Source organism: Acidovorax sp. NB1 (genome assembly GCF_005405905.1).
In the GTDB taxonomy this organism is placed as follows: domain Bacteria; phylum Pseudomonadota; class Gammaproteobacteria; order Burkholderiales; family Burkholderiaceae_C; genus Acidovorax.
This window is the reverse complement of the sequence record NZ_BJHU01000048.1, coordinates 47,120-70,077: the sequence shown is the minus strand read 5'-3', so window position 1 is coordinate 70,077 and position 22,958 is coordinate 47,120. Positions and strand designations below refer to the sequence as shown.

Here is a 22,958-nt window from a genome sequence, read left to right as displayed (position 1 = left end):
GGGATGGGGCGTGACGAAGGCTACAAGTCCTGGATTCGCGTTCGACGCAAACTGAGTTCGCCCGTCTCAAACCAGCACGCAATGATCAACCCGCTGTATCTGCGGTCGCTTCAATTGTTATCTGGGCTCGAGTTTTCGGCTGCGAATGTCGCCTTGTGGTTAGGGGCGAATGAGGTGCGTGAGCAGCATCCGCTTTGGCCAACAGAGCACATGCACCCAGGTACGGGCAGACACCCCGATCTGGATCGTAAATACAGTTCAGCGCCTGGTCTGCTAGACATTGCGAAGCAAGCTGGCATCAAGCACGGCGTGTATCCCGGAACCCGCATCCCGTTCGTGGCAACGATCGATTTCACCATTGCCACGGGTGATTGGCATGCGTCACGGTTGATCCATTGGAGCTGCAAACCTAGAAGCCTCTTGGATAGTGCTCCAAATCGCGCACGCATGTTGGAGCGCATTGAGCTTGAGCGACTGTATAGCCATGCCGTAGACGCTCTTCACGTTGTGGTTGACGGTACGAAATTTAGCCACACGCTGATCGGATTTTTAGATGCCCATCGCCCGCCCAGGTCTGAATTGCGTGACCCCTTCTACCGCGACCGGCTACCTGAATTTTGCGGCCTCTACATGTCTGTCGTTGACGAGCCAATTGAGCGAGCGAGGCAATTCGTCGCCGAAAAGATGAAGCTGTCCAACTTGCATGCCCAAACCTTGTTCAGAACTGCTACTTGGATGGGGCTCTTAGACGCTGATTTCAGCACTCCCATTGTGATGACCCGCCCATTGCGTCTCGATGGCACCCGATTTAAGCAACGTTTGAGGGCCGAGCTTCTGGGAGAGACAAATGCGTGAATCACTGAAGGGAAAAGTCATTCGAATCCACGACGACAACGGTTACACCGATCTTGGGCGGATCATCTATGAATTTGTCGATAACGACGACGTTTTGTTTATCGAGTTTCCTGCGTTGTCTGTGAAAGGAGCGCAGGAGGGTGATCCAGCTAACGCCTCAGAGGCCAAAGAGAAAAGGAAACGTAAGCCTTGCTACCTAAGGATGCCAAGGCGTATTGCACGAGGGATGATTCCCCTCATCGGGGGTGGTCGAAGTGTCTCGCTTGTTGATTTCACTGTGCCGACTGAATGGCTATTGACTGACGACCAGCTGAAACAAGAGGCCACGTCGATAGAGAAAAATCGCCGGAATCTACTCGAGTGGCTCAGCCACAGAGAGCAACAGAAGGAGATCATTGCTCCCATTGTTGGTGATTTTGGTGAGTATGAGCTTTTGGAGCTGGGACTTTTGCAGGAGCAAGTTCAAGCAAGATCGAAAGCGTTGAACTACCCAACTACAAAAAAAGTGCGGCAAGCAATGTTGCGCTTCCTATTAGGGTGTGGCCACCCAAACGCGTTACTTCCCAATTGGGGGGAGATCGGAGGAAAAGGAACAGAGAAGTTCACGGTTAAAAAAACGGGCCGTCCTAGTGGAAGGTGTCGCGTTCCTGACGCTCTTCCTGAACATATTTCAGACGAAGAAGACCGAAGAAAACTGAGAGACGGCTATCGAAAATACAAGCGAAAGCGAGTGTCTGTTCATGTCGCATACCTGCGGACTATGGAAGAGCATTGGCCCGGAAATGAATCTATTACCCATCGATCACAGCGACAGTATTTCCTGCTCCCTGCCAATCAGCGCCCAACGGAGGCAGCATTCATATGGGCAGCGCGGTCACTATGTTCCGCCTCGCGGATCAATATGGGCGAACGTGTGCACAGAGCTGTCAAACGCGCTCTCAAGGGTTTGCGTTCGGACGGCATTGTTGCGGTGGGGCAGCTTGGTTTGATCGACAGCACCAGTGAAGACCAAACGCTAGTTTCAGCGGTCAACCTTCTCAAGGTCCTTCCGTCAACTTACAGAACCGTGGTCATTGACGTTCGTACGGAATACATCCTGGGCCTCTACTGCGGATTCGAGCGTCCTAGCACGTTGACATCGCTGCTAGCAATTCTCCATTGTGCAACTGACAAAGTGGCCTTCTGCGCAAAGCACGGCGTCTCCATAAGCGAGGGAGACTGGCACTCTCGACTGCCAAGAAGAATCAGAGCTGACAACGGTGAGATCAAGAGCGAAAAGGGTATCAGCACGATGTCCGCGACAGAGGTCGGCTTGGAGTTTGTGCGCTCGTACGCGGGGGACATGAAAAGCTTGGTCGAGGCCACCCACTTGATGATGCATCGCTATGCAGACCATCACGCTGCGGGATCTACCCAAGGTCAGCCAAAAGAGCGAGGGGAGTCCAGTCGCGAAGAAGATGCATGCCGTACCTTTGAGCAAAACATGAAGTTTGTCATTGAGACGGTGCTCTATATCAACAATGAACAGGCGGTTCCGCATCTACTCACTGTCGAAATGCGGGCGGAGGGAGTGAAGCCTACACGTCGTGCGATCTATGAGTGGTGTGTTGAAAAAGGATATGTGACCAGTGAGCCCACAGATCTGGATACGCTCCATGCCCATTGTCTGCCTAAGCTCAAGGCAGTGATTCATCGCGATGGGATTCACGTGTTTGACCCCCGGGACGATCGAAGGCTCATTCCGGGCCTGGTCTTCGTCAGCAATTGGTTAGCTGAATCGGGGCTATGCGAGCGCGCAACCCGTGGTCGTATTCCGTGTGAATTGCAGCTCGATCCTCAGGATATTTCGACAGCCTATGTGGTGCGCCAAGGTCTGCATCAGCTCAGCCTAAAGACAGCGGATCCTCTGGTTAAGGAACTGACGTTGCTCGAGTATTTGCTGATGACTGATGACGACAAGCATGTGGTGGACGCTATGCGGTCAGATCAGGAATCGCGCGACGCTTTTTTTCATTCGAGCAACCAAGATGCAAACAAGGCAGCAAAAGCCGCTAAAGCTCAAGCATTGGCTGATGCAGGCAAGGCCAAGCCGTCTCGTAGTTCCGGCTATGAAAAACGGAAAAACTTGGACGATGAACTGTCCCGGCAGCATCTGAAATCGCTCGGTTTGGGGGACTTCGGCGAGCAAGCGCAATCGATCTCTCCTGATCAATCGACCGACTACGACTTAGCGCACGTCCCAGCTCTTCGGCAATCAGGCCCGACGGCGCTACCCGGACTTGCTCGGGGCAATGATGAACAACCGACGGACTGGAGAGCGCACTCATCTCCTGGTCGGGAAAGCGCTCAAAGCATCACGGGTGATTTGATGGCTCAAATCAGAAAAGCTAGAAGAGGGTGACGTGGGAAGTTCGAATCAACTTTTCCTGACTGACCAGGGAAACCCGCTTCTGGCGCCGCTGCTCCCAGAGCGCAGTTTTATGCAATGGGCAGAAGATCTGTACTTTGACCCGATGCCAAATACGTCGGCCGCAGGCACGCAAATCTCTGAGAGTCATCTTCATCTTGTGGAGCAGATGTTCATTCCCGGCCAACGGTCGGTTGTGCTCGCGATGAGTCTCGCATCAATGATGATTTCTGGTTTACGACGCCGAGATCCTCGGCTTCCCACTAATCGGCACTATCTATACAAGCTTGCAACCTTTTCGGACAACGTAAATAAGCAGAACCTAAAAGACATTCCTTGGTTGGGTGAGGGTGCGTCAGGCGCAATTCTGCAAGGGCCTACCGGGAGTTCAAAAAGCCACTCATGCGATGCATTTCTACGGCTAATTCCCCAGTATGTAGATCATTCCGTCAACGATGAGTGTGGGTGGATTGAGCTTCGGCAACTGGTCTATCTGCGCGTACATATGCCTGCCGATCTTAGTCGCAAGGGGTTGCTTCTTAACGTTATTTGGAAAGTCGACGAAGCACTGGATACGAAATATGGCAATGAGATCAGTAACCGCTTGACGCAAGAGCAACTATTGGTGGAGGTGCTAAAGATTTTAGCTGTTCATCGGTGCGGGCTGTTGATTATCGAGGAAGTGCAGGAGCGGAATGTTTCTTCTCAAACCCTGGGTAATGAATTTTCCACGGTCTTTTTGAAAATTATGAATTCAGGAGTGCCCCTGGTTCTGGTGGGGAATCCGATCTCTTTTGATCGAATCATGGCGTTCTCACAAGATCGACGGAGGCTTACCGCCGGTGGTCAGTTTGATTTCGCCCCGGCGTTTGATCACAAGGATGAAGAATGGGAGCTTGATTTGGTTCCTGGAATTTGGGCGTGGGGAATTTTTCCAGAAGAGGATGAGCATATTGCTAATCTCCCCCAATATCTCTTCGATCGGACAGGAGGAATCCCCGGAGTACTGAGCTTGTATCGGCGGGAATGTCTGATAGAAGCCTTTCGTAGCGGTGCTTCAAGAGTGATGCGCGATCATGTAGAGGCGGCTTTTTGGTCACCCTCTATGGTCGGAATGCACTCACTTATTGATGCCTATCGAAATAAGGATCTCCAAGCTCTTGCAAAAGAATTTACTGATCAGCCAGTATCTTATCTGCGCGACAAATGGGAGCGAGAGCGGAGAAAAAGAGCAAATGGTAGTTGAATCCAATGACAACCAACTTCAAGGGGGACACGGCCTTCAGTTCGTTCCCTCCTGGATGGAGGATGAGTCTCTCTACTCATGGTGCTGTCGTTGGCACAGTCATACATTGAATCGCACGCGAACTACCGGGCTGGCATTATTTGGAGTTTCGAGTGCCGCAAAAGTTTGGTATGCACCAAACCCCTTTGAATGGTTTGACCGCGTGACCATGGGGCTGCTGGGTTCGCCTCACTCAATTCTGAAAAATAGAACGGTGGCGGGTTCTTATCTCGCACTTGCTGATTCAGATGATCGGCGACGTGTGGAGCTTGGTGAGCTACCCCCAGCTCACTTGTTCAGCGCAAAATCGGGCGGCAGCACATCTCTGCGCTACTGTGAAAAATGCGCATCAGAGCATATTTCGTCGCATGGAGTTGCGATCTGGCGAGTCTCTCATCAACTTCCGGGCGTCGTAGTCTGCGTAGAACATGCTCAACCATTAGTTGAGTATTCGCAAGTTCGCCAGATTTGGACCCTGCCTCTTTCGAGACGAGCAGGCGAAATATGTATTGCTTCGCAAAGGGAGCTGGAGTTCATGATTGCCGTAGCCAGGGCGGCTCGGTACATTTTCGAATGCGAAGCAGTAGACGTAAATCTGCTTCGGAATAATGCCTGCAAGGTGCTGTGTGAAGCCTATGGTGCACTGGATGCTAAAAGGTTAGACCCTGAACTCGTGGAGCGTGAATGGAGCCGTTCGACCTTGTTTCAGTGGTGTACTCGCACCGCGACATGTATTAAGGCATTTCCAAGATTTTGGCTCACTGATGTGATTAGAAAACGGCGCTCAGAAAGAAATCCTTTGAGATGGGCGTTTGCGATTGCATATTTCAGTGAGCGATCATGGACTTCGATTGACATTTTTTTTGCAAACCTGTCTGTTTCGCAGTCTACTCAGCTCTCCTTGTGGTCAGATATCGAAGATATTCCGCAGGAAATCCAGCACGCTTTTGAGCGCGCGCGTAGCCTTACCGAAGCGGCCGCGATGCTGAGAGTTACAGCACCTACCGTCCGCAGATGGATACGCACTAATCCAGATCTTTCCGGTATCACTCAGCATTGGAAATTCAGGCGATGATAGCAAACGTGCCAGATGGAGTAGAGCTCGATTCCTATGTAAACTTGCTGCAATATTTGCGTGGTGGAAGAGCAAGTCCTTTCAAGAGGAGGTGCCTTATTTGGCGCGCCAATCAGGTTTCTGAGTCCATGCTCAGCGGTCGAAGTAATCCGTTGCAGATACTTGTGAGGCACTCCGTCTGGCCTTTGGTAGTCGCAACGCTTTGCGAATCTGCGAATCATAGCGTGATACCAGAAATGACCTCGGCGCATGTTGACGATGATTTTTCCGAAAGGGTCATGCGCTTGATGCCAAAACGCGCGCCGAGCTATAGGCGTTGCCCGCGCTGCATATCTGAGGATCTTAAGGAGTATGGATTCGCCTTCGGTCGGAGTCTGCATCAATTAACCGTTGTACGCACTTGCCCGAGGCATGACGTAGTACTGGAAGAGGAGTGTGCGAAGTGCCAAGCAGGTTTTGAGTCGCCGATCCGTTGTGCACCATATAGAGGCGAACTTCAGCTATGCCGCCAATGTGGATCGACAAAAGGACGACCGGTTCCTCATACACCTTCAGACGGCTATAGGGCGTTGGTTGAGCTGCTTGGTTGTGGAATGGAAGGGCGTGCACCTGAAGTCGGGCCGCGGATGTTGAAAGTTGCGTTGGATCGTTTTGCCGAGCTTACTTTGGAGCATGGTGTTGACTTATTTCCAATGTTCTCTAGGTTTTGGGCTAAAAATGATTTGCAAGGCGCCTGCGAGGTGAGTAGTGCCAATCCGCAGGAGATTCGTGCTGCATTGTTGTTTGGTACTCCTCCAAATAGCGTTATTTCCGCATACGTATTGGCCAGCTTCTTTCATGCAGTGATCGTCAAAGAAGACGGCTTGCCGATCGGCCCAGCAGTTCGTACGCCCAGTTGGAAGTTCAAAACTAACTTTCTGGTGCATTCTCGCATCAAATGTCGGGCTCGAGAATTCGGGATACCTATGCGGGTTATGTATTGGGTTTTTCTTGGGGACTGGTCAGCCATTCGCAGGTTTGGCTATTCCAATAAGGAGCTCCGTCGGTTTGTTGCTACGCTTGAAAGCTGGGAGCAATTGGTTATTCACGCGCGCAGGGCGATATTTCTGCGGGAAAGGCTGCGCAGGCTCAATTTCAACGATGGGAAAATAGCGAGGCCGCCGAAAGTTTTGGTGAGGAGCGCTGAGAACTGCCGTGTGATGGAGCGATTCAAATTCGCTTGTAAGCTATTGGAACTACATTGCGAAGTGGTGCTTCTGGATGGCGCCCGGAGCGAAAGCCCTGTAGTGCTGCTCGATGGAGTAGAGGTGAGGTACGAGTGTCCATATAAATTCTATACATACGTTATACAGCGTGCTCAATCTTGGCCTCAGCTTCGGGCGCTGAAATTTTTTATGATTCCCAACGTCCCGTGCTTTCATAATGACCCATGACAACTGCGTATTTCGGACACGCCTGAACACGGGGTCCATTTCGATGCGGCCACTCCGCCGACAGCGTTGACAGGTCGGAAAAATCCGACCCCTGCGCTCTTGTGGGGCAGAATTCGGTCAACTCGGGACATTCGAAGCCTAGCTCAGGAGAACCAGAAGCTAGTGTTCGTGCGCTTTGTTCAAAATTCGCTTGCCCCGCCCCTTGGGGCCACCTTTATAAAAGCCTCTTCCAAAATGTGAAGAGGTGAATTTGTGAGCAACCGAATGCGATTCCTGAGCCCTTCAGAGGCAGCGAGAAGGCTTGACATCTCCGCAAAAGCGCTACGTATTTACGAGCAACGTGGTCTTATTGCGCCGACGCGCACCGAGGCTGGCTGGCGGTCTTACGGACCGGAGGAGATGCAGCGTGCCGGCGAAATTGTGGCCCTTCGTGCGCTGGGCTTGAGTCTTGCGCAAGTGGCCGGTGTTTTAAAAGGCGAGGCCGAGGGACTTGAGCCTGCCTTGGCCTTGCATCAGGCTGTGCTGGAAGGCGCTGCGCGTCGATTGGGAGACACCATCGAACGTGTTCGTGGCCTACGAGCCAAATTGGACAGTGGACAGAGGCCAACCCTCACCGAGTTGACGCGCTTGCAGGATTCGACCAGTGGGCTGAGTGTTGAATTCGAACTTCCCTGGCCCTGGGGTGGTGAATACTTCCGCTTGCACGACATACGTCCCCTGAACTACATCGTGGGCCCGTTAGGAAGTGGAAAAACTCGATTGGCGCTGCGTCTAGCCGAGGTGCTTCCTTCGGCTGCGTTCCTTGGTCTAGAGCGGGTTCTGTCAGGTGATGCCAAGGCGCGCTTAGATGCGGACACGAACCTACGGCTACGCGTCAACCATGCGATTGATTGGCTGGTCGAAGACGGCGCTGTCGCCTCCGAGGCGCTAATCGCTTTGCTGATCGGACTGGAAGCCGAAGGGCCAACCATTCTGGTCGTCGACATGGTCGAGCACGGACTGGATACGCCCACTCAACAGGCTCTGTCTGCCTATTTGCGTCGCCGCATGTCCTTGGAGCGCCCGCTCTTCTTAATGACACGTTCTGCTGTCATCCTCGATTTAGCTTCCATTGGCACTGGAGAGTCCATTCTTCTCTGCCCTGCCAATCACAGCCCACCGATTCGCGTGGCGCCCTATCCAGGTGCGGTCGGCTATGAAGCCGTCGCAACTTGTTTGGCAGCTCCTGAGGTACGCGCGCGAACGGAAGGCGTTATTGCATGGCGGCCGCAGGGGCATGTGTACGAGGATGGGCACCTCTCAGCTCGTTGCTAGCCACATTTTTTGCAGTGCAAAGGCGTTTGCGAATCCGGAAACATGGACAGCCAAGAGCAGGCGTTTGAGAAGCAGCCTCACTGTAGTGGAGATGCACCACCCGCCAATCGAAACCCATTTGTTTCCACACCGTCTTGGCCGTTTGCAGCCGGTGACTGAGGAATCCTGCTGAGGGTACTCATGGCGCTGGACTGACCAGGCATCACTACCGTCATATGCGATTCAATTGCGCGACCGGTAAGGAAATCTCGCTTGTCAATCACCTAGTGGAATACTTTCAGTGAGCGCAAGTGGGCTAGTTCTATTGCGCTTTCAATGTCCGCAACAAGGCAAAAATGAGTACTGCTACGCGACCCAGCCGAGGGTTATCAGTATTGTGCCCACTGCCCTATGGCACTGCCCTCTCGTGTTTTGGAGTCCCTCTGCCAGTAGATCCAATCATTGTTAGCGAGCTGGTTCTAGCAAGCCCAAGATCCACTCATTGCATTCCTCATTCGCATTCTCCCGCTTGGCCGTGCCCTTTAGAACGGCAATACCAGATCCACTCATTGTTATTAAGACCCAGGTGGGTGAGGGCGGGGCGCGCCAGCCGCCGTGGGGCGGCGCAACACAGATGGCGGCGAGTGTCGCACAGCCGCCAGCCACGCTCTGCCCGCATGCAGCGGGTTGGCGAAGGTCAGTCCGTCTCGGCAGGCCGCCCCAGCAGCCGGTTCACGGCGGTGCGCAGGCCTTCCAGCGAGGTGGTGTTGAGCACGAACACCACAAACCCCTCGATCTGGCTGCTCAGCAGCTCGAAGCGGATGTGGAGGAAGACCACCAGGTGGTTCTGGATGCGGGTGCCCAGGATGGTGCGGCTGTCGCCCACGTCGATGCTGGGCGGGCTGAGCTGGAATTCGTTGCCCAGCAGGTCGGACAGGGCCGCGATGCAGGCGTTGAGCATGACGTTGCCCACTTCAGTCATGGCGTCCTGCTCGATGGCGCTGAGGTCTTCGCCGGGAACGCTCTGGCCCGCGACGATGCGCACGATCTCCAGGCTCTTGTGGCCGGGGAAGATCAGCAGGGCGTCGCCGTTGAAGGTGCCGCGAAATGGCTGGCGCACGCCATACATGGTGCTGCCTGCAGCCCCCAGCTGCTGGGCGGCTTCGCTCACGGTAAAGATGCTCACATGGGGCACCGACAGCAGCACTTCGTCGCGCATGAGTGCGCCCATGGCGGCGGCGGCCTTGCCTACGCCGATGTTGAAGATCTCGCTGAGCGCGTCGATTTGTTCGGCATCTAGCTGCACCGTCATGTCAGGCTCCTGCGAGTGCCGCGAGCTGGCTGGCTGCGCTGGCGGTGATGGGCTTGGCGATGAACACCATGCCAGCGTCCTCGATGCGCGCCTGCACGGCGGTCTGCACGTTGGCCGTGAGAATGGCGATCGGCACGGTGGGCAGGATCGTGCGCAGCTCCAGCGCAGCCTCCAGGCCGTTCATGCCAGCCATGTTGAAGTCCATGGACACCAGGTCCACGGGGCTCTCGCGCACGAGTTGCAGCGCCTCTTCGCCGCTGCTGGCATGCACGATGGTCCACTGGGGATGGGACTGCAGGATCAGGCCCTGCAGGATGAGGCGCGACATGCGGCTGTCGTCAACGATCATTAGGCGCAGGCTCATGGTGTGTGGGGCAGGCGGTGGGGTCAAGATTGTCCGATAGCGGCTTCGTAGGCAAGCACTTTGTTGCGGCCTGTGGCCTTGGCGCGATACAGGGCCTGGTCGGCGTCCACCAGCAGGGGCTCGATGCCCGCGTGGTGCGCCGCCATTTCGGCCACGCCGATCGAGATGGTGAATGCGAGCGGCTGGCCCTGGGGCGACACGAGGCTCATCTGGGCGGTGGCGCTGCGGATGCGTTCGGCCACCACCGTGGCGCTGTCGGCCGTGGCGTGGGGCAGCAGCACGGCAAATTCTTCGCCCCCCAGGCGGCCCAGCAGGTCGGCGTCGCGCAGGGCGTGGCCAATGGCCTCGGCGCAGGTTCGGATGGCCACGTCGCCCATCTGGTGGCCGTGCCGGTCGTTGATGCGTTTGAAGTGGTCGATGTCGATCATCAGCACGGCGCAGGGCTGGCCGTGGCGGCGGCAGTGGTCGAACAGGGCGGTGCTGCGCTCCAGGAATGCCCGCCGGTTGAGCAGCCCGCTGAGCGCGTCGCGGGTGGCCAGCTCGCGCAGCTGGCCTTCCAGTGCCTTGTGGGCGCTGATGTCAAAGCCCCACAGCAGATGCGCCAGCTGCCCTTCCACCTCGATCAGGCGGGCTGACAGCGAACTCCAGCTGGGGTTGTTCTCGCCAATCAGCGCCTCCATCGCATCGACCTGGCCGTAGCGATCCAGGGCCTGGGTGAAGCGCTCGCGGGTCTCGGGGTCGTACAGCAGCTCGGGCAGGAAAAGGGTTTCAGGTGCGGCTTTGAGCCCCAGGCGTTCGGTGAGCTGGCGGTTGATGAAATGCACGCGCCCGCTTTCGACCTCGGCCAGCACCACGTCGCTGGGGCTGGTGTCCAGGATGAAGCTCAGCAGGGCGCGGCCTTCTTCGATCTTGCGGGTGCGGCTGGCCACCCGCACTTCGAGCTGGCGGTTGGCCTGCGCCAGCTGCTGCGAGGCGGCGCGGGTCAGGCGGGTGTCGCGCACCAGCTTGGCAATCAGCAGGGCCGTGCCCAGCAGCAGTCCGCCCAGCACGACACTGAGCACCAGAAAGCGCTGGGAAAGCTGTTGGCGCGCCCGGTTGGCCTCCTGGGCGCTGAAGAGGTGGACGGTGGCAACCACCTTGCGCAGGCGGTCCAGCAGGGGGTCTGACTGCCGCACGATGTCGGCGGTGATGGCGGCCGCAGCCTTGGTGTTGCCGCTGCCGTTCTGGGTGGCCAGGGGGGCCAGCTGGGTGGACCAGCGCTCGACCAGCGGGCGCAGACTGTCCAGGTCCTGGGCGGCCTCGGGCAGGGCCTCGCGCAGCTGGGTGCTGACGCGGGGCCCCCGGCCCGAGGTGTCGAGTGTGCCGAGCAGCACTTCCAGCCGCTCCTGCAGGTCCTGTGCGCTGGCCTCGCGGGCGCGCACCTTGCGCGCCAGCAGGCTCACCCGGGCCAGCTCGTTGTGCACGCTGGACACGTACCACAGGTCGTGCTGCTGGTGGGGCTGCGCCAGCACATGGGTCTGGCGCAGCGTCCACCACAGGGTGGCGGCCGTGGCCAGCGCCATGGCCGCCACCATGGCCAGCAGCCAGTAGGTGGCGTGCGGGCGGGGCTGGCCGGGGGGGGTGTCATTGGCCGCCCGGCGGGGCAGCGGTTTACCGGAGGGTGACTGCATGGACCTGCCAGATGGATCGGTTGATGTAGTCCTGGCCCTGCAATTGGGGGTGGGTGCCAAACGGGTAGATCAGGATCAGCGGCCCCTTGTCGCGGATGCTGATGTGCTCGCCGTCGCGGCTGTATGCCAGGATGGGGTCGTAGCGCACGAGGTCGCTCCAGGGGATTTCGATGGCGTAGTCGTTCAGTGCGGTCAGCAGGATCTGGCTGTGTTCCCCCCCACCCAGCAGCTCGACCAGGTGGCGCAGCGAAACGCCCCGCCAGCGGTGCTCGCCCGCCAGGCCCAGCGCCGCAGGGAGCGTGGCAACAATCTCTTTGGCGGGCAGCCTGGCCAGGCCCTTGAGGTCGCAGGCCTGGGGCGCGCTACCCTGCAGCGTGTGCAACTGCAACACACGGCGGCTTTCGGGGCTGGCACACACCGGGCCCGCGTGTGCCCACTGCGGACCGCAGAGGGCCATCAGGGAAATCAAGGCAGCGCCTGCTTGGGGCAGGACGGCAGTGGCTCTGAACATCATCACAACTTTCACGTCTTCCGTTTCCGCCGATGCAGGGGGCCGGGGCTGGTGCGGGTCTTTCATCGGAGCCCTGGCCTTGGGGGCTGGGGGCGGACACAGGGTGACTATGCAGGGGAAAGCACGAAATTCGACAGGTCCAAAACGGAAAATCGCCACAAATGGTGCGTCTTGACAATTGTTGACGTTGCTTGCGGTGTTTTTGGTGCGTGCACCCCGGTGGGGTCGGCGGTTGCACTGGCAGACATGGTCCCGCCGGGCTCCGGGGGGCGCAACCCCGGCTTACCCGCACACCGCGACACGTTCGTTGCGAAGCGCCTGCGGTGCGCTACAGGTTGGTGGCGGCCACCACCTCGGCCATGTCGGTCAGACCCTGCAGCACCTTGTCGATGCCGTCCTGGCGCAGGGTGCGCATGCCCGCCGCCAGCGCCGAATGGCGGATGTCCGAGGCCGGAGCCCGGTGGCGGATGTGCTGGCGGATGGTTTCGTCGCTCATCATCAGCTCGTGGATGCCCAGTCGCCCGTGGTAGCCGTGGTTGTCGCACTGCTTGCAGCCCACGTGGCGCCACAGGCGCAACTCGCCCTCAGGCCCGCCGTATTGATTGCGCCAGCGCGCAATCTGTGCCTGGCGGGCTTCAGGTGTGTTGGTGGTGCCGCTGTCCAGGTACTGCGATGCCAGGCCCATCAGCGTGTCCATGTCGGCCACCTGGGGCGCGCGGCAGGCCGTGCACAGGCGGCGCACCAGCCGCTGGGCCAGGATGGCGAGCAGCGAATCGGAGAAGTTGAACGGGTCCAGGCCAATTTCAAGCAGGCGCGCGATGCTCTCGGGCGCCGAATTGGTATGCAGGGTGGACAGCACCAGGTGCCCGGTGAGCGAGGCTTCGATGGCGATACGCGCGGTTTCCTCGTCGCGCATTTCGCCGATCATGATCACGTCGGGGTCGGCGCGCAAAAAGGTGCGCATGGCGGCGGCAAAGGTCCAGCCGATGCGCGGGTTCACCTGCACCTGGCGCAGGCCTTCCTGCGTGATCTCGATGGGGTCTTCGGCCGTCCAGATCTTGCGGCCTGCGGTGTTGATGTCGCGCACCACCGAGTGCAGCGTGGTGGTCTTGCCGCAGCCCGTGGGACCACACACCAGCACCAGGCCATAGCTTTTTTGAACTGCAGCGCGCAGCGCCAGCAGGTTGGGCGGGCTCAGGCCGATGTTTTCCAGCGGCAGCGGCTTGGCGCCTGCCAGCAGGCGCAGCACCACGTCCTCCAGCCCGCGCGAGGTGGGCACGGTGACCACACGCAGCTCCACCGGCGGGCCGCCAAAGCGGGCAAAGTCGATCTTGCCGTCCTGCGGTTTGCGGTGCTCGGAGATGTCCATGCTGGCCATGATCTTGATGCGCGCCACCATGGCAAAGCGGTAACGCGCGGGCAGCTCCAGGTAGGGCACCAGATCGCCGTCGATGCGCAGGCGCACGCGCACATTGCGCGGGGCGGGCTCGGTCTCGATGTGGATGTCCGAGGCGCGGTGGTTGATGGCCTCGTCGATCACCGAGTTGATGAGCCGCACCAGGGTGTTGTCCGACTCGCTGATCACGTCGGCCTGTTCCGCATCGGTGTCGGGCGCGGCGCTGCTCAGGTTGGTCAGCAGCTCCTGCGAGGTGGCCCGCGCGCCCGCGTTGGCGTTGCCCGGCGCTGCGGATGTGGTGCGGTAGGCCTTGTGGATGGCTGGCATCAGCGTGCCCGGCGCAGCCTGCAGCGGGATGAGGCGCCGCTGGGTCAGAAAGCGCATTTCGTCCACCAGCACCCGGTCCCAGGGGTCGGCCATGAGCAGCACCAGCGCGTCCTCGCGCGCAATCAGCGGCAGCACGGACTCGCGCTCGGCCACGGCGCGGGGGATCAGGGCCAGGGCCGATGCCTCGGGGGTGATGTCCCCCGGGTGCACCGTGTATTCGCCCAGCCAGGTGGCGATGACATTGCGCAGCTGCTCCTGGGTCAGCGCCCCCCGGTCCACCAGGATCTGGCCAATGGGCCGGTGCTGGCCCTGGCTGCGCTCGGCCTGCTGCGCCTGCAGGCCCTCGGACAACGCGGGTGTGGCCAGCAGCCCGGCATGCACCAGCGCCTCGCCCAGGTGCCGCGCCTTCCCCACCGTCGGGTGGGGGGTGGAAAGCTGTTTCCACAAGGCCTCTGCACTGGGTGGCCGAAAGCTGTGGGCGGGTGGGGGTGCGGAGGCGGCGGCGTCGGTCATCGGGTCAGCGGGGCCGGGTCATAGACGGAATTCGTAGTCCACCGTGATGGGTGCGTGGTCGGAGAACTTCTCGCCCTTGTAGATGGATTCGGTGCGTGCCAGCGCCGCCAGCGCCGGGGTGGCCAGGTGGTAGTCCAGCCGCCATCCCACGTTGTTGGCATAGGCCTGGCCGCGGTTGCTCCACCACGTGTAGGCGGTGTCGGTCGCGGTCGGTTGCAACTGACGGTACACGTCGATGATGCCGCCGCCTTCATCAGTTGTGTGCAACAACTTTGTCATCCACGCGCGCTCTTCGGGCAAAAAACCACTGTTTTTCTGGTTGCTGCGCCAGTTTTTGAGGTCTATTTGCTGATGCGCAATGTTGATGTCACCGCACAGGATGAATTCGCGTTCGGCCTTCAGGCGCATGAGATGCGGGTGGAACTCGGCCAGAAAGCGGAACTTGGCCTGCTGGCGTTCTTCGCCCGAGGAGCCGCTGGGGAAATAGGCACTGATGATGGACAGCTTGCGCGCGGGTGTGTCAAAGCGCAGCTCCACATAGCGGCCTTCTGCATCAAACTCTTCAGATCCATAGCCAACCACTATGTCGGAAGGCTCGTGCCGGGTGTACACCCCTACACCGGAGTAGCCCTTCTTCTGGGCAAAGTGGAAGTGGCCCTGCAGGTCGGCCAGCCGTTCGAAGCGGTTGGCCATGTCGGGCGCCTGTGCCTTGACTTCCTGCACACAAATACAATCCGGCCGCGTGGCTGCCATCCAGCTTTCCACGCCTTTGCTGGTGGCCGAGCGGATGCCATTGAGATTGAGGCTGGTTAATTTGAACAAGGATTTCCCCATGGTGGATGTTGGCGCGCAAACCTCAGAGCAGGGCCAGCTGGCGCAGGATTTTGTCCGTTTCGCCGTTGAATCGGGCGTGCTGCGGTTTGGTGAATTCAAGACCAAGGCCGGGCGCCTGAGCCCCTATTTCTTCAATGCCGGTCTGTTTGACGACGGCCGCAAGATCGGCCGCCTCGCGGAATTCTATGCAAAAGCCCTGCTGGCCAGCGGCATCGAATTCGACATGGTGTTTGGCCCCGCGTACAAGGGCATCCCCCTGGCCGCGACGGTGGCCGTGGAGCTGGCCCGCCTGGGCCGCAACGTGCCCTTTGCCTACAACCGCAAGGAGGCCAAGGACCACGGCGAAGGCGGCACCCTGGTGGGTGCGCCTCTCCAAGGCCGGGTGCTGATCGTGGACGACGTGATGTCCGCCGGCACCGCCGCGCGCGAGTCCATTGCCATCATCAAGGCGGCAGGCGCCACGCCCCATGCAGTGGCCATTGCGCTGGACCGCCAGGAAAAAGCCACAGAGAATGGCCAGGACGTAGATCACAGCGCTGTGCAGTACGTGCGCCACCAGCTGGGCATGCAGGTGTGCGCCATCGCACGTCTGGCAGACTTATTGCTCTATCTTGAGCACAACGGGGAGGATGGAGTGCGCTCCCACCACGAAAAAGTGCTGGCTTACCGCCAGCGGTATGGCGTCAACGAGGGGTAGACAACTTGAGCAGTAGCACATCGGCGTGGATCTTGGGCGGGATTCTGCTGGCCACCCTGGCCGCCGATAGTGTGTGGGCGCAGGTGCCATCCGGTGGCATCTACACCTGTGTGGACCGCAATGGCCGGCGCTTGACGGCCGACCGCCCCATCCCTGAATGTCTGGACCGCGAGCAGCGCGAGCTGAGCCCCTCGGGCACTGTGCGCCGCCAGATCGGCCCCTCGCTCACCGAGCAGGAGCGCGCCGCCCAGGAAGCCCAGCAACGCAAAGAGGCCGAAGCCCGCAGCCGTGAGCTGGAGGAACGCCGCCGCGAGCGCGTGCTGACCACCCGCTACCCCGACAAGGTCAGCCACGATGTAGAGCGCGCCGCCGCCATCCAGATGGTGGATGAGGTCACCGCCACCGCAGAAAAACGCATCGTCGAACTCAGGCAGCAGCACAAGGCGTTTGAGGTGGAGATGGAGTTTTACAAGCGGGACCCCAACAAAGCCCCCATGGCGCTGCGCCGCAAGATTGCAGAGAACGAAGACAGCATGGCCGAGCAGCAGCGTTTCATCGCGGGGCAGGACCAGGAGAAGCGGCGCGTGCACCAGCGCTTTGACACCGAACTGGCCCAGCTGCGCAAGCTGTGGGAGTCCCAACGTCTGCCGGCTGCGGCCTCTGGCGCTGCGGCAGAAGCGCCCGCTGCCAGCCGCTAAACACGGGTCATTGCAAGGCTTGAAAAGAACAAAGGGGCCGTGGGGCCCCTTTGTTTTGGTCGCTCTGTATTCAGCCCGCCAGCTTGGCACGCAGCAGTTCGTTGACCTGCGTGGGGTTGGCCTTGCCCTTGCTGGCCTTCATGATCTGGCCCACCAGCGCATTGAAGGCCTTGTCCTTGCCCGCACGGAACTGCGCCACGTTGTCGGGGTTGGCGGCAATCACCTCGTCGATGATCTTCTCCAGCGCGCCGGAGTCGTTCATCTGCTTGAGGCCCTTGGATTCGATGACGGCGTCCACGTCGTTCGACTCCCCGGTCCACAGCGCATCAAACACCTGCTTGGCGGCGTTGTTGGAGATCGTGCCGTCAGAAATGCGCGTCAGTAGCGCAACCATTTGTTCTGGTTTTACGGGCGCGTCTTCAATGGCAATTTCATCCAAATTGAGTCGTCGCGACAACTCGCCCATGATCCAGTTGCACGCAATTTTCGGCGACACAGGTGTACTAGCGCCCAAGACAACTTGCTGGAAGTAAATCATGGTGGCTTTGCTTTGCGTGAGAGCGGATGCGTCGTATTCAGACAGGCCGTAATCTCTGACGTAACGTGCTGCAACAACGCGCGGCAATTCGGCCATCTGCGCACGTTCTTCCTGCACCCACTGCTCTGAAATGTGCAGCGGAGGCAGGTCCGGATCAGGGAAGTAGCGGTAGTCCGCCGCGTCTTCCTTAGTGCGCATTGCACGCGTTTCGCCCGTGTCGGGGTCGAACAGCACGGTGGCCTGCTGGATCGCGTGGCCGTCTTCGATCTGCTCGATCTGCCAGCGGATCTCGTAGTCGATGGCCTGCTGCATGAACTTGAACGAGTTCAGGTTCTTGATCTCGCGGCGGGTGCCCAGCGGCTGGCCGGGTTTGCGCACCGACACGTTGGCGTCGCAGCGGAAGCTGCCTTCCTGCATGTTGCCGTCGCAGATGCCGATCCAGGTCACGATCTTGTGCAGTTCCTTGGCATAGGCCACGGCTTCTTCGCTGCTGCGGATATCGGGCTCGGTCACGATCTCCAGCAGGGGCGTCCCGGCACGGTTCAGGTCGATGCCCGACTGGCCGATGAAGTCCTCGTGCAGCGACTTGCCGGCGTCTTCTTCTAGGTGGGCGCGTACCAGGCGCACGGTCTTCTTTTCGTCGCCCAGGAAGAACGACACCTCGCCGCCCTGCACCACTGGGATCTCGAACTGGCTGATCTGGTAGCCCTTGGGCAGGTCAGGGTAGAAGTAGTTTTTGCGCGCAAAAATGCTCACTGGCGCAATATGGGAGCCGAGGGCCAGTCCCAATTTGATAGCGCAGGCCACGGCCTCGCGGTTCATCACGGGCAGGGTTCCGGGCAAGGCCAAGTCCACCGCGCAAGCCTGGGTGTTGGGCTCGGCACCGAAGGCCGTGGGCGCGCGACTGAAAATCTTGCTCTTTGTTGCGAGCTGGGTGTGGGTTTCGAAGCCGATGACGACTTCGTAGCCATGGATCAATTTGGCGGTCATGTCAGAAGCCCTCCGGACGGCGGAGGTGGAAGTCGGTGGCTTGCTGCAGGCGGTGCGCAGCGTTCAAAAGGCGGGCTTCCTGGAAGTAGTTGCCCAGCAGCTGCAGGCCCACGGGCATGCCGCCTTCGCCAAAACCGGCGGGCACGCTCATGCCGGGCAGCCCGGCCAGCGAGCCGGGCAGGGTGAAGATGTCGGCCAGGTAGTCGGCCAGCGGGTCGTTGCCGTGGTCACCCAGCTTCCAGGCCACGGTGGGGGCCACGGGGCCGGCGATCACATCGCATTCCTTGAAGGCGTTCTGGAAGTCGTCGGCAATCATGCGGCGGATCTTCTGCGCCTGCAGGTAGTAGGCGTCGTAGTAGCCATGGCTCAGCACATAGGCACCGATCATGATGCGGCGCTTGACCTCGTCGCCAAAGCCTTCGGCGCGGGTCTTCTTGTACATGTCCACCAGGTCGGTGTAATCCTTGGCGCGGTGGCCGAACTTCACGCCGTCAAAGCGGGAGAGGTTGGACGACGCCTCGGCCGGGGCAATGATGTAGTACACCGGGATGGACAGCTGCGTGCGCGGCAGGCTGATGGGTACGAGCTTGGCGCCGAGCTTTTCGTATTCCTTCAGGGCACCGTCCACCGCTGCGCGCACATCGGGCGCCAGGCCTTCGCCAAAGAACTCGGCGGGGATGCCGATGCGCAGGCCGTCGATGCTGTCGTTGAGCTTGGCGCTGAAATTTTCGGCAGGCACATCGAGCGACGTGGAGTCGCGGTCCGGGTCCGGGCCGCACATGGCGGACAGCAGCAGCGCGCAGTCTTCGGCCGAGCGGGCCATGGGGCCGGCCTGGTCCAGGCTGGAGGCGAACGCGATCATGCCGTAACGGCTGGCGCGGCCATAGGTGGGCTTGATGCCGGTGATGCCGCAGAACGAGGCGGGCTGGCGGATGGAGCCGCCCGTGTCGGTGCCGGTGACGGCCGGGGCCAGGCGCGCGGCCACAGCCACGGCGCTGCCGCCGGACGAGCCGCCGGGGATGCGGTCGGTGGCCCAGGGGTTGCGCACCGGGGCCGGGGCGTCAAAGCCCACGGGGGTCACGGCCGAATTCTCGTTGGCCGAGCCCATGGCGAACTCGTCGCAATTCAGCTTGCCCAGGGTCACGGCGCCCGCGTCGGCCAGCTTGGTGACCACTGTGGCGTCAAAGGGCGACTGGTAGCCCGCGAGCATCTTGGAGCCCGCAGTGCTGGGGAAGCCCTTGGTGACAAAGATGTCCTTGTGCGCAATTGGCACGCCCGCCAGGGGGCCTGCGGTGCCTGCGGCAATGGCGGCGTCCTGGGCGCGGGCCTGGGCCAGGGTGATGTCAGGGTTCACGGCCACGTAGGCGCCCAGGTTTTGGTGGGCCTGCGCGCGGGCGAGGAAATGCTGGGCGGCCTCGACGGCCGAGACGCGGCGTTCGCGCAGCTCGGTGGCCAGCTGGGCCACGCCCAGGTCATGCAATGCGGTGGAAGTCATGCGGCGAAAGTCAGTTCTTACTTACTCGATCACTTTGGGCACGAGGAACAGGCCTCGCTCGACGACGGGAGCGCTTTGCTGGTTGGCTTCGCGCTGGTTGGGCTCGCTGGCCACGTCCTCGCGCAGCCGCAGGGCCACGTCCTGGATGGCTGCCACGGGGTGTGCCAGGGGCGTGACGCCCGAGGTATCCACAGCCCGCATCTGTTCCACGATGTCAAAGAATCCGTTGAGCTGAGTGAGCATGCGCTCACTTTCGGAAGTTGTCAGCTCAAGCCGCGCCAAGTTGGCAATGCGGCCGATGTCCTGGGGGGTCAGTGCCATAGGGAGGAAAATCTAAAGAAACCAGACGTAAAGCTGTGATCCGGCCCGCGCCAGAGGGAGTTATTCACAGGGGATGGGGTATTATCCCGGCTTTGCCGCAAAGCTCCCGGAATGGGAGTCAATTGCGTGAAAAAAGCCAATAAACACCCCCTGAAATACCTGGCGATGGCAGGCCGACGCGCATGCCGTGCCCGAGAGGACTTTTGAATGTTCGGAGCTTTCCGTCGGTACTTCTCCACCGACCTTGCCATTGACCTTGGCACAGCCAACACCCTCATCTTCGCCCGCGACAAAGGCATCGTCCTCGACGAACCCTCTGTGGTCGCCATCCGCCACGAAGGCGGTCCCCACGGCAAGAAAGTCATCCAGGCCGTAGGCCACGAGGCCAAGGCCATGCTGGGCAAGGTGCCCGGCAATATCGAAGCCATCCGCCCGATGAAGGACGGCGTGATCGCTGACTTCGTGATCACCGAGCAGATGATCAAGCAGTTCATCAAGATGGTGCACCCGCGCACGCTGTTCACCCCCAGCCCGCGCATCATCATCTGCGTGCCCTGCGGCTCCACCCAGGTCGAGCGCCGTGCCATCAAGGACGCGGCCGAGGCTGCAGGCGCCACGGCGGTATACCTGATCGAAGAACCCATGGCGGCCGGTATCGGCGCCGGCCTGCCCGTCTCGGAAGCCTCGGGCTCCATGGTGGTGGACATCGGCGGCGGTACCACCGAGGTGGGCGTGATCTCGCTGGGCGGCATGGTCTACAAGGGCAGCGTGCGCGTGGGCGGCGACAAGTTCGACGAAGCCATCATCAGCTACATCCGCCGCAATTACGGCATGCTGATCGGCGAACCCACCGCTGAATCCATCAAGAAGAACATCGGCTCGGCCTTCCCTGGCTCCGAAGTGCGCGAGATGGAAGTCAAGGGCCGCAACCTGTCCGAAGGCGTACCGCGCAGCTTCACCATCTCCAGCAATGAAGTGCTGGAAGCCCTGACCGACCCGCTGAACCAGATCGTCTCGGCCGTGAAGAACGCGCTGGAACAAACCCCTCCCGAGCTGGGCGCCGACATTGCCGACCGCGGCATGATGCTCACCGGTGGCGGCGCGCTGCTGCGCGACCTGGACCGGCTGCTGGCCGAAGAAACCGGCCTGCCGGTGCTGGTGGCCGAAGACCCGCTGACCTGCGTGGTGCGCGGCTGCGGCATTGCCCTGGAGCGCATGGACCGCCTGGGCAGCATCTTTACCAGCGAGTAATTCGGGGATGCCTGTCATGCCACAGGCACGCAACCACTTCACTGATCGCATGCGCCGCACATGCCACTGGGTACTTTAGAGCGCAGCGCTCCCCCTTTCTTCAAACAGGGCCCTTCGGCCCTGTCGCGTTTGGCCGTGTTCAGTGCGCTGGCGCTGTTCCTCATGGTCGCGGACGCGCGCTTTCACATCACGGACCCTTTGCGCAAGGTGGTGGCCACCGTGCTCTACCCGGTGCAGTGGCTCATGCTCAAGCCGGTCGAGTTTGCAAGCCAGGGCGCTGGCTATTTCCAGTCGCTGCAGACCGCTCAGCAGGACCTGGACACCGCGCGCAAGAAGATGACCGAGATGGGCCAGCGCGCCAACCAGGCCGATCAGCTGGCGCTGGAAAACGGCCGCCTGCGCAAGCTGATGGAGCTGCGCGACCGGCTGCAGACCCCGGCCCAGGCGGCCGAGGTGATCTACGACACCGCCGACCCCTACACGCGCCGTGTGGTGCTGGACCGGGGGCAGGTGGGCGGCGTGGAGCTGGGTGCCCCGGTGATGGACGAGGCCGGGGTGCTGGGCCAGGTCACACGCGTGTTCCCCCTGGTGAGCGAGGTCACTCTGCTGGTGGACCGCGACCAGGCGATCCCCGTCTTGAATATCCGCACCGGCGTGCGTGGCGTGGCCTATGGCGACCCCGTGGCAGGGCATGGCGGCGGCATGGAGCTGCGTTTCATGCCCGCCAACGCCGACATCCGCGAAGACGACCTGCTGACCACCAGCGGCGTGGACGGCCTCTACCCCCCGGGCCTGCCCGTGGCGCGGGTGGTGCGGGTGGAGCGCCGGGCCGATTCCGCGTTTGCCCGCATCTACTGCGCGCCCCTGGCCCAGGTGCAGGGCGCACGCCATGTGGTGGTGCTCAAGCCTCTGGCCGAACACGAGTTGCCCCGACCCGAGCCCGCGCACCCGGTGCCATCGAACAAACGCGGAGGCCGCAAGTGAGCCGCCGCACCCCCAGCCCCAAGACGAAAGGACACGCGCCATGATCATGCCGCGCGGTGAGCCCCTGCTGATGCCGGTGAACCCGGTGTTCATGTGGTTCAGCCTGGTCGCGGGCCTGGCGATCAACATGCTGCCGCTGGGCCGCATCGTCTGGACGCCCGACCTGCTCATGGTGCTGCTCGTCTTCTGGGGCGTGCACCAGCCGCTGCGCATCGGCATGGGGGCGGCCTTTGTGCTGGGCCTGTGCATGGACGTGAGCCAGTCGGCGCTGCTGGGCCAGCATGCGCTGTCGTACACCGTGCTGTCGTTTGGCGCCATTGCCATCCACCGCCGGCTGCTGTGGTTCAGCGTGCCCTCGCAGGCGCTGCAGGTGTTCCCGCTGTTTGCCCTGGCCCATGCGGTCGAGCTGTTGCTGCGCGTGGCGGCGGGGGGTATCTTTCCGGGGTTCTGGAGCCTGCTGGCGCCGCTGATCGAGGCGCTGCTCTGGCCCTTGGCCAGCTGGGTGCTGCTGGCGCCCCAGCGCCGCCCGCCCGATAGCGATCAGAACCGCCCGTTGTGAGCATGAAGCAACACCCCCCTGAGGCCCTGCGGGCCTTCCCCCCGCTCTCGCATTGCTGCGCAATGCGGGCAGGGGGACGCAGCCAGCGCACGCGAGCGAAGCGCCGCATATGCGGCTTGGCGGCCCTTGCGCGGCTGCCCTCGCCTGCGC

General features: G+C 60.7%; 20 protein-coding genes and 1 pseudogene. 12 read left to right on the top strand and 9 right to left on the bottom strand.

The genetic code is table 11. The features are described 5' to 3' along the window. The first annotated feature begins 81 nt into the window (after positions 1 to 81). The 7 genes and pseudogenes from AvAM_RS22125 (at position 82) to AvAM_RS22100 (ending at position 8,369) form a co-directional block, all read left to right on the top strand. Positions 82 to 855 carry a TnsA endonuclease N-terminal domain-containing protein gene (locus tag AvAM_RS22125; protein ID WP_171012368.1) on the top strand — a complete coding sequence of 258 codons (774 nt, stop codon included), beginning with the start codon at positions 82 to 84 and terminating at the stop codon, positions 853 to 855. Beyond that, positions 848 to 3,256 carry a hypothetical protein gene (locus AvAM_RS22120; protein ID WP_137749092.1) on the top strand — a complete coding sequence of 803 codons (2,409 nt, stop codon included), beginning with the start codon at positions 848 to 850 and terminating at the stop codon, positions 3,254 to 3,256. The genes AvAM_RS22125 and AvAM_RS22120 overlap by 8 nt, the downstream gene beginning before the upstream one ends. Position 3,257: 1 nt before the next feature. Next, positions 3,258 to 4,508: an ATP-binding protein gene (locus AvAM_RS22115; protein WP_137749091.1), complete on the top strand. Its 1,251-nt coding sequence runs from the start codon at positions 3,258 to 3,260 to the stop codon at positions 4,506 to 4,508. Further along, positions 4,498 to 5,622, top strand: coding sequence for a TniQ family protein (locus AvAM_RS22110; protein ID WP_171012367.1), 1,125 nt, complete (start codon positions 4,498 to 4,500; stop codon positions 5,620 to 5,622). Before AvAM_RS22115 ends, AvAM_RS22110 begins: the two co-directional genes overlap by 11 nt. Beyond that, positions 5,619 to 6,035: pseudogene (locus tag AvAM_RS26185) on the top strand (TniQ family protein); the annotation flags it as partial. The gene AvAM_RS22110 and the pseudogene AvAM_RS26185, both read left to right, overlap by 4 nt. A gap of 156 nt (positions 6,036 to 6,191) precedes the next feature. Further along, a complete protein-coding gene (locus AvAM_RS22105; protein ID WP_249368306.1) occupies positions 6,192 to 7,055 on the top strand; it encodes a hypothetical protein in 864 nt (287 codons plus the stop codon). 264 nt (positions 7,056 to 7,319) lie between these two features. Further along, positions 7,320 to 8,369, top strand: a complete 1,050-nt coding sequence (locus AvAM_RS22100) for a MerR family transcriptional regulator (protein WP_137749088.1) — start codon at positions 7,320 to 7,322, stop codon at positions 8,367 to 8,369. Positions 8,370 to 9,045: 676 nt separating this feature from the next. On the opposite strand, the gene AvAM_RS22095 is transcribed toward AvAM_RS22100, so the two are convergent. The 6 genes from AvAM_RS22095 to AvAM_RS22070 form a co-directional block, all read right to left on the bottom strand. Beyond that, positions 9,046 to 9,660: a chemotaxis protein CheC gene (locus AvAM_RS22095; protein WP_137749087.1), complete on the bottom strand. Its 615-nt coding sequence runs from the start codon at positions 9,658 to 9,660 to the stop codon at positions 9,046 to 9,048. Between the two features lies 1 nt (position 9,661). Then, a complete protein-coding gene (locus AvAM_RS22090; protein WP_137749086.1) occupies positions 9,662 to 10,024 on the bottom strand; it encodes a response regulator in 363 nt (120 codons plus the stop codon). A gap of 23 nt (positions 10,025 to 10,047) precedes the next feature. Next, positions 10,048 to 11,694, bottom strand: a complete 1,647-nt coding sequence (locus tag AvAM_RS22085) for a GGDEF domain-containing protein (RefSeq protein ID WP_137749085.1) — start codon at positions 11,692 to 11,694, stop codon at positions 10,048 to 10,050. After that, on the bottom strand, positions 11,675 to 12,163 hold the full coding sequence (locus AvAM_RS22080) for a molybdopterin-dependent oxidoreductase (RefSeq protein WP_212742293.1): 489 nt from the start codon (positions 12,161 to 12,163) through the stop codon (positions 11,675 to 11,677). Before AvAM_RS22080 ends, AvAM_RS22085 begins: the two co-directional genes overlap by 20 nt. 370 nt (positions 12,164 to 12,533) lie before the next feature. Further along, on the bottom strand, positions 12,534 to 14,441 hold the full coding sequence (locus AvAM_RS22075) for a GspE/PulE family protein (protein ID WP_137749083.1): 1,908 nt from the start codon (positions 14,439 to 14,441) through the stop codon (positions 12,534 to 12,536). An 18-nt stretch (positions 14,442 to 14,459) separates the two neighbouring features. Continuing rightward, the gene (locus tag AvAM_RS22070) at positions 14,460 to 15,263 is read right to left on the bottom strand and encodes an exodeoxyribonuclease III (protein ID WP_137749082.1); all 804 of its coding nucleotides are present in this window, start codon (positions 15,261 to 15,263) and stop codon (positions 14,460 to 14,462) included. A gap of 10 nt (positions 15,264 to 15,273) precedes the next feature. Here AvAM_RS22070 and pyrE point away from each other — a divergent pair, with 10 nt between their 5' ends. Both pyrE and AvAM_RS22060 read left to right on the top strand, forming a co-directional pair. After that, on the top strand, positions 15,274 to 15,972 hold the full coding sequence (gene pyrE / locus AvAM_RS22065) for an orotate phosphoribosyltransferase (RefSeq protein WP_137749081.1): 699 nt from the start codon (positions 15,274 to 15,276) through the stop codon (positions 15,970 to 15,972). A 5-nt stretch (positions 15,973 to 15,977) separates the two neighbouring features. Continuing rightward, positions 15,978 to 16,670 (top strand): DUF4124 domain-containing protein, encoded by a 693-nt coding sequence (locus tag AvAM_RS22060; protein WP_137749080.1) that lies wholly within the window; start codon positions 15,978 to 15,980, stop codon positions 16,668 to 16,670. Positions 16,671 to 16,740: 70 nt separating this feature from the next. On the opposite strand, the gene gatB is transcribed toward AvAM_RS22060, so the two are convergent. The 3 genes from gatB to gatC are packed head-to-tail and all read right to left on the bottom strand — an operon-like array spanning position 16,741 to position 20,014. Continuing rightward, the gene (gene gatB, locus AvAM_RS22055; RefSeq protein WP_137749079.1) at positions 16,741 to 18,198 is read right to left on the bottom strand and encodes an Asp-tRNA(Asn)/Glu-tRNA(Gln) amidotransferase subunit GatB; all 1,458 of its coding nucleotides are present in this window, start codon (positions 18,196 to 18,198) and stop codon (positions 16,741 to 16,743) included. Between the two features lies 1 nt (position 18,199). Beyond that, entirely contained in the window at positions 18,200 to 19,693 is a 1,494-nt protein-coding gene (gatA, locus tag AvAM_RS22050) for an Asp-tRNA(Asn)/Glu-tRNA(Gln) amidotransferase subunit GatA (RefSeq protein ID WP_137749078.1), read from the bottom strand. Positions 19,694 to 19,714: 21 nt separating this feature from the next. Beyond that, positions 19,715 to 20,014, bottom strand: a complete 300-nt coding sequence (gatC, locus tag AvAM_RS22045) for an Asp-tRNA(Asn)/Glu-tRNA(Gln) amidotransferase subunit GatC (protein ID WP_137749077.1) — start codon at positions 20,012 to 20,014, stop codon at positions 19,715 to 19,717. 207 nt (positions 20,015 to 20,221) lie between these two features. On the opposite strand from gatC, the gene AvAM_RS22040 reads away from it, so the two are divergent. From AvAM_RS22040 to mreD, 3 genes are read left to right on the top strand one after another with little or no spacing between them, the layout of a single operon-like run. Further along, positions 20,222 to 21,265 (top strand): rod shape-determining protein, encoded by a 1,044-nt coding sequence (locus AvAM_RS22040; protein ID WP_063460976.1) that lies wholly within the window; start codon positions 20,222 to 20,224, stop codon positions 21,263 to 21,265. A 60-nt stretch (positions 21,266 to 21,325) separates the two neighbouring features. Next, positions 21,326 to 22,249 carry a rod shape-determining protein MreC gene (gene mreC / locus AvAM_RS22035; RefSeq protein ID WP_137749076.1) on the top strand — a complete coding sequence of 308 codons (924 nt, stop codon included), beginning with the start codon at positions 21,326 to 21,328 and terminating at the stop codon, positions 22,247 to 22,249. 40 nt (positions 22,250 to 22,289) lie between these two features. Next, on the top strand, positions 22,290 to 22,808 hold the full coding sequence (gene mreD / locus AvAM_RS22030; protein WP_137749075.1) for a rod shape-determining protein MreD: 519 nt from the start codon (positions 22,290 to 22,292) through the stop codon (positions 22,806 to 22,808). The last annotated feature ends 150 nt before the right edge of the window (positions 22,809 to 22,958 follow it).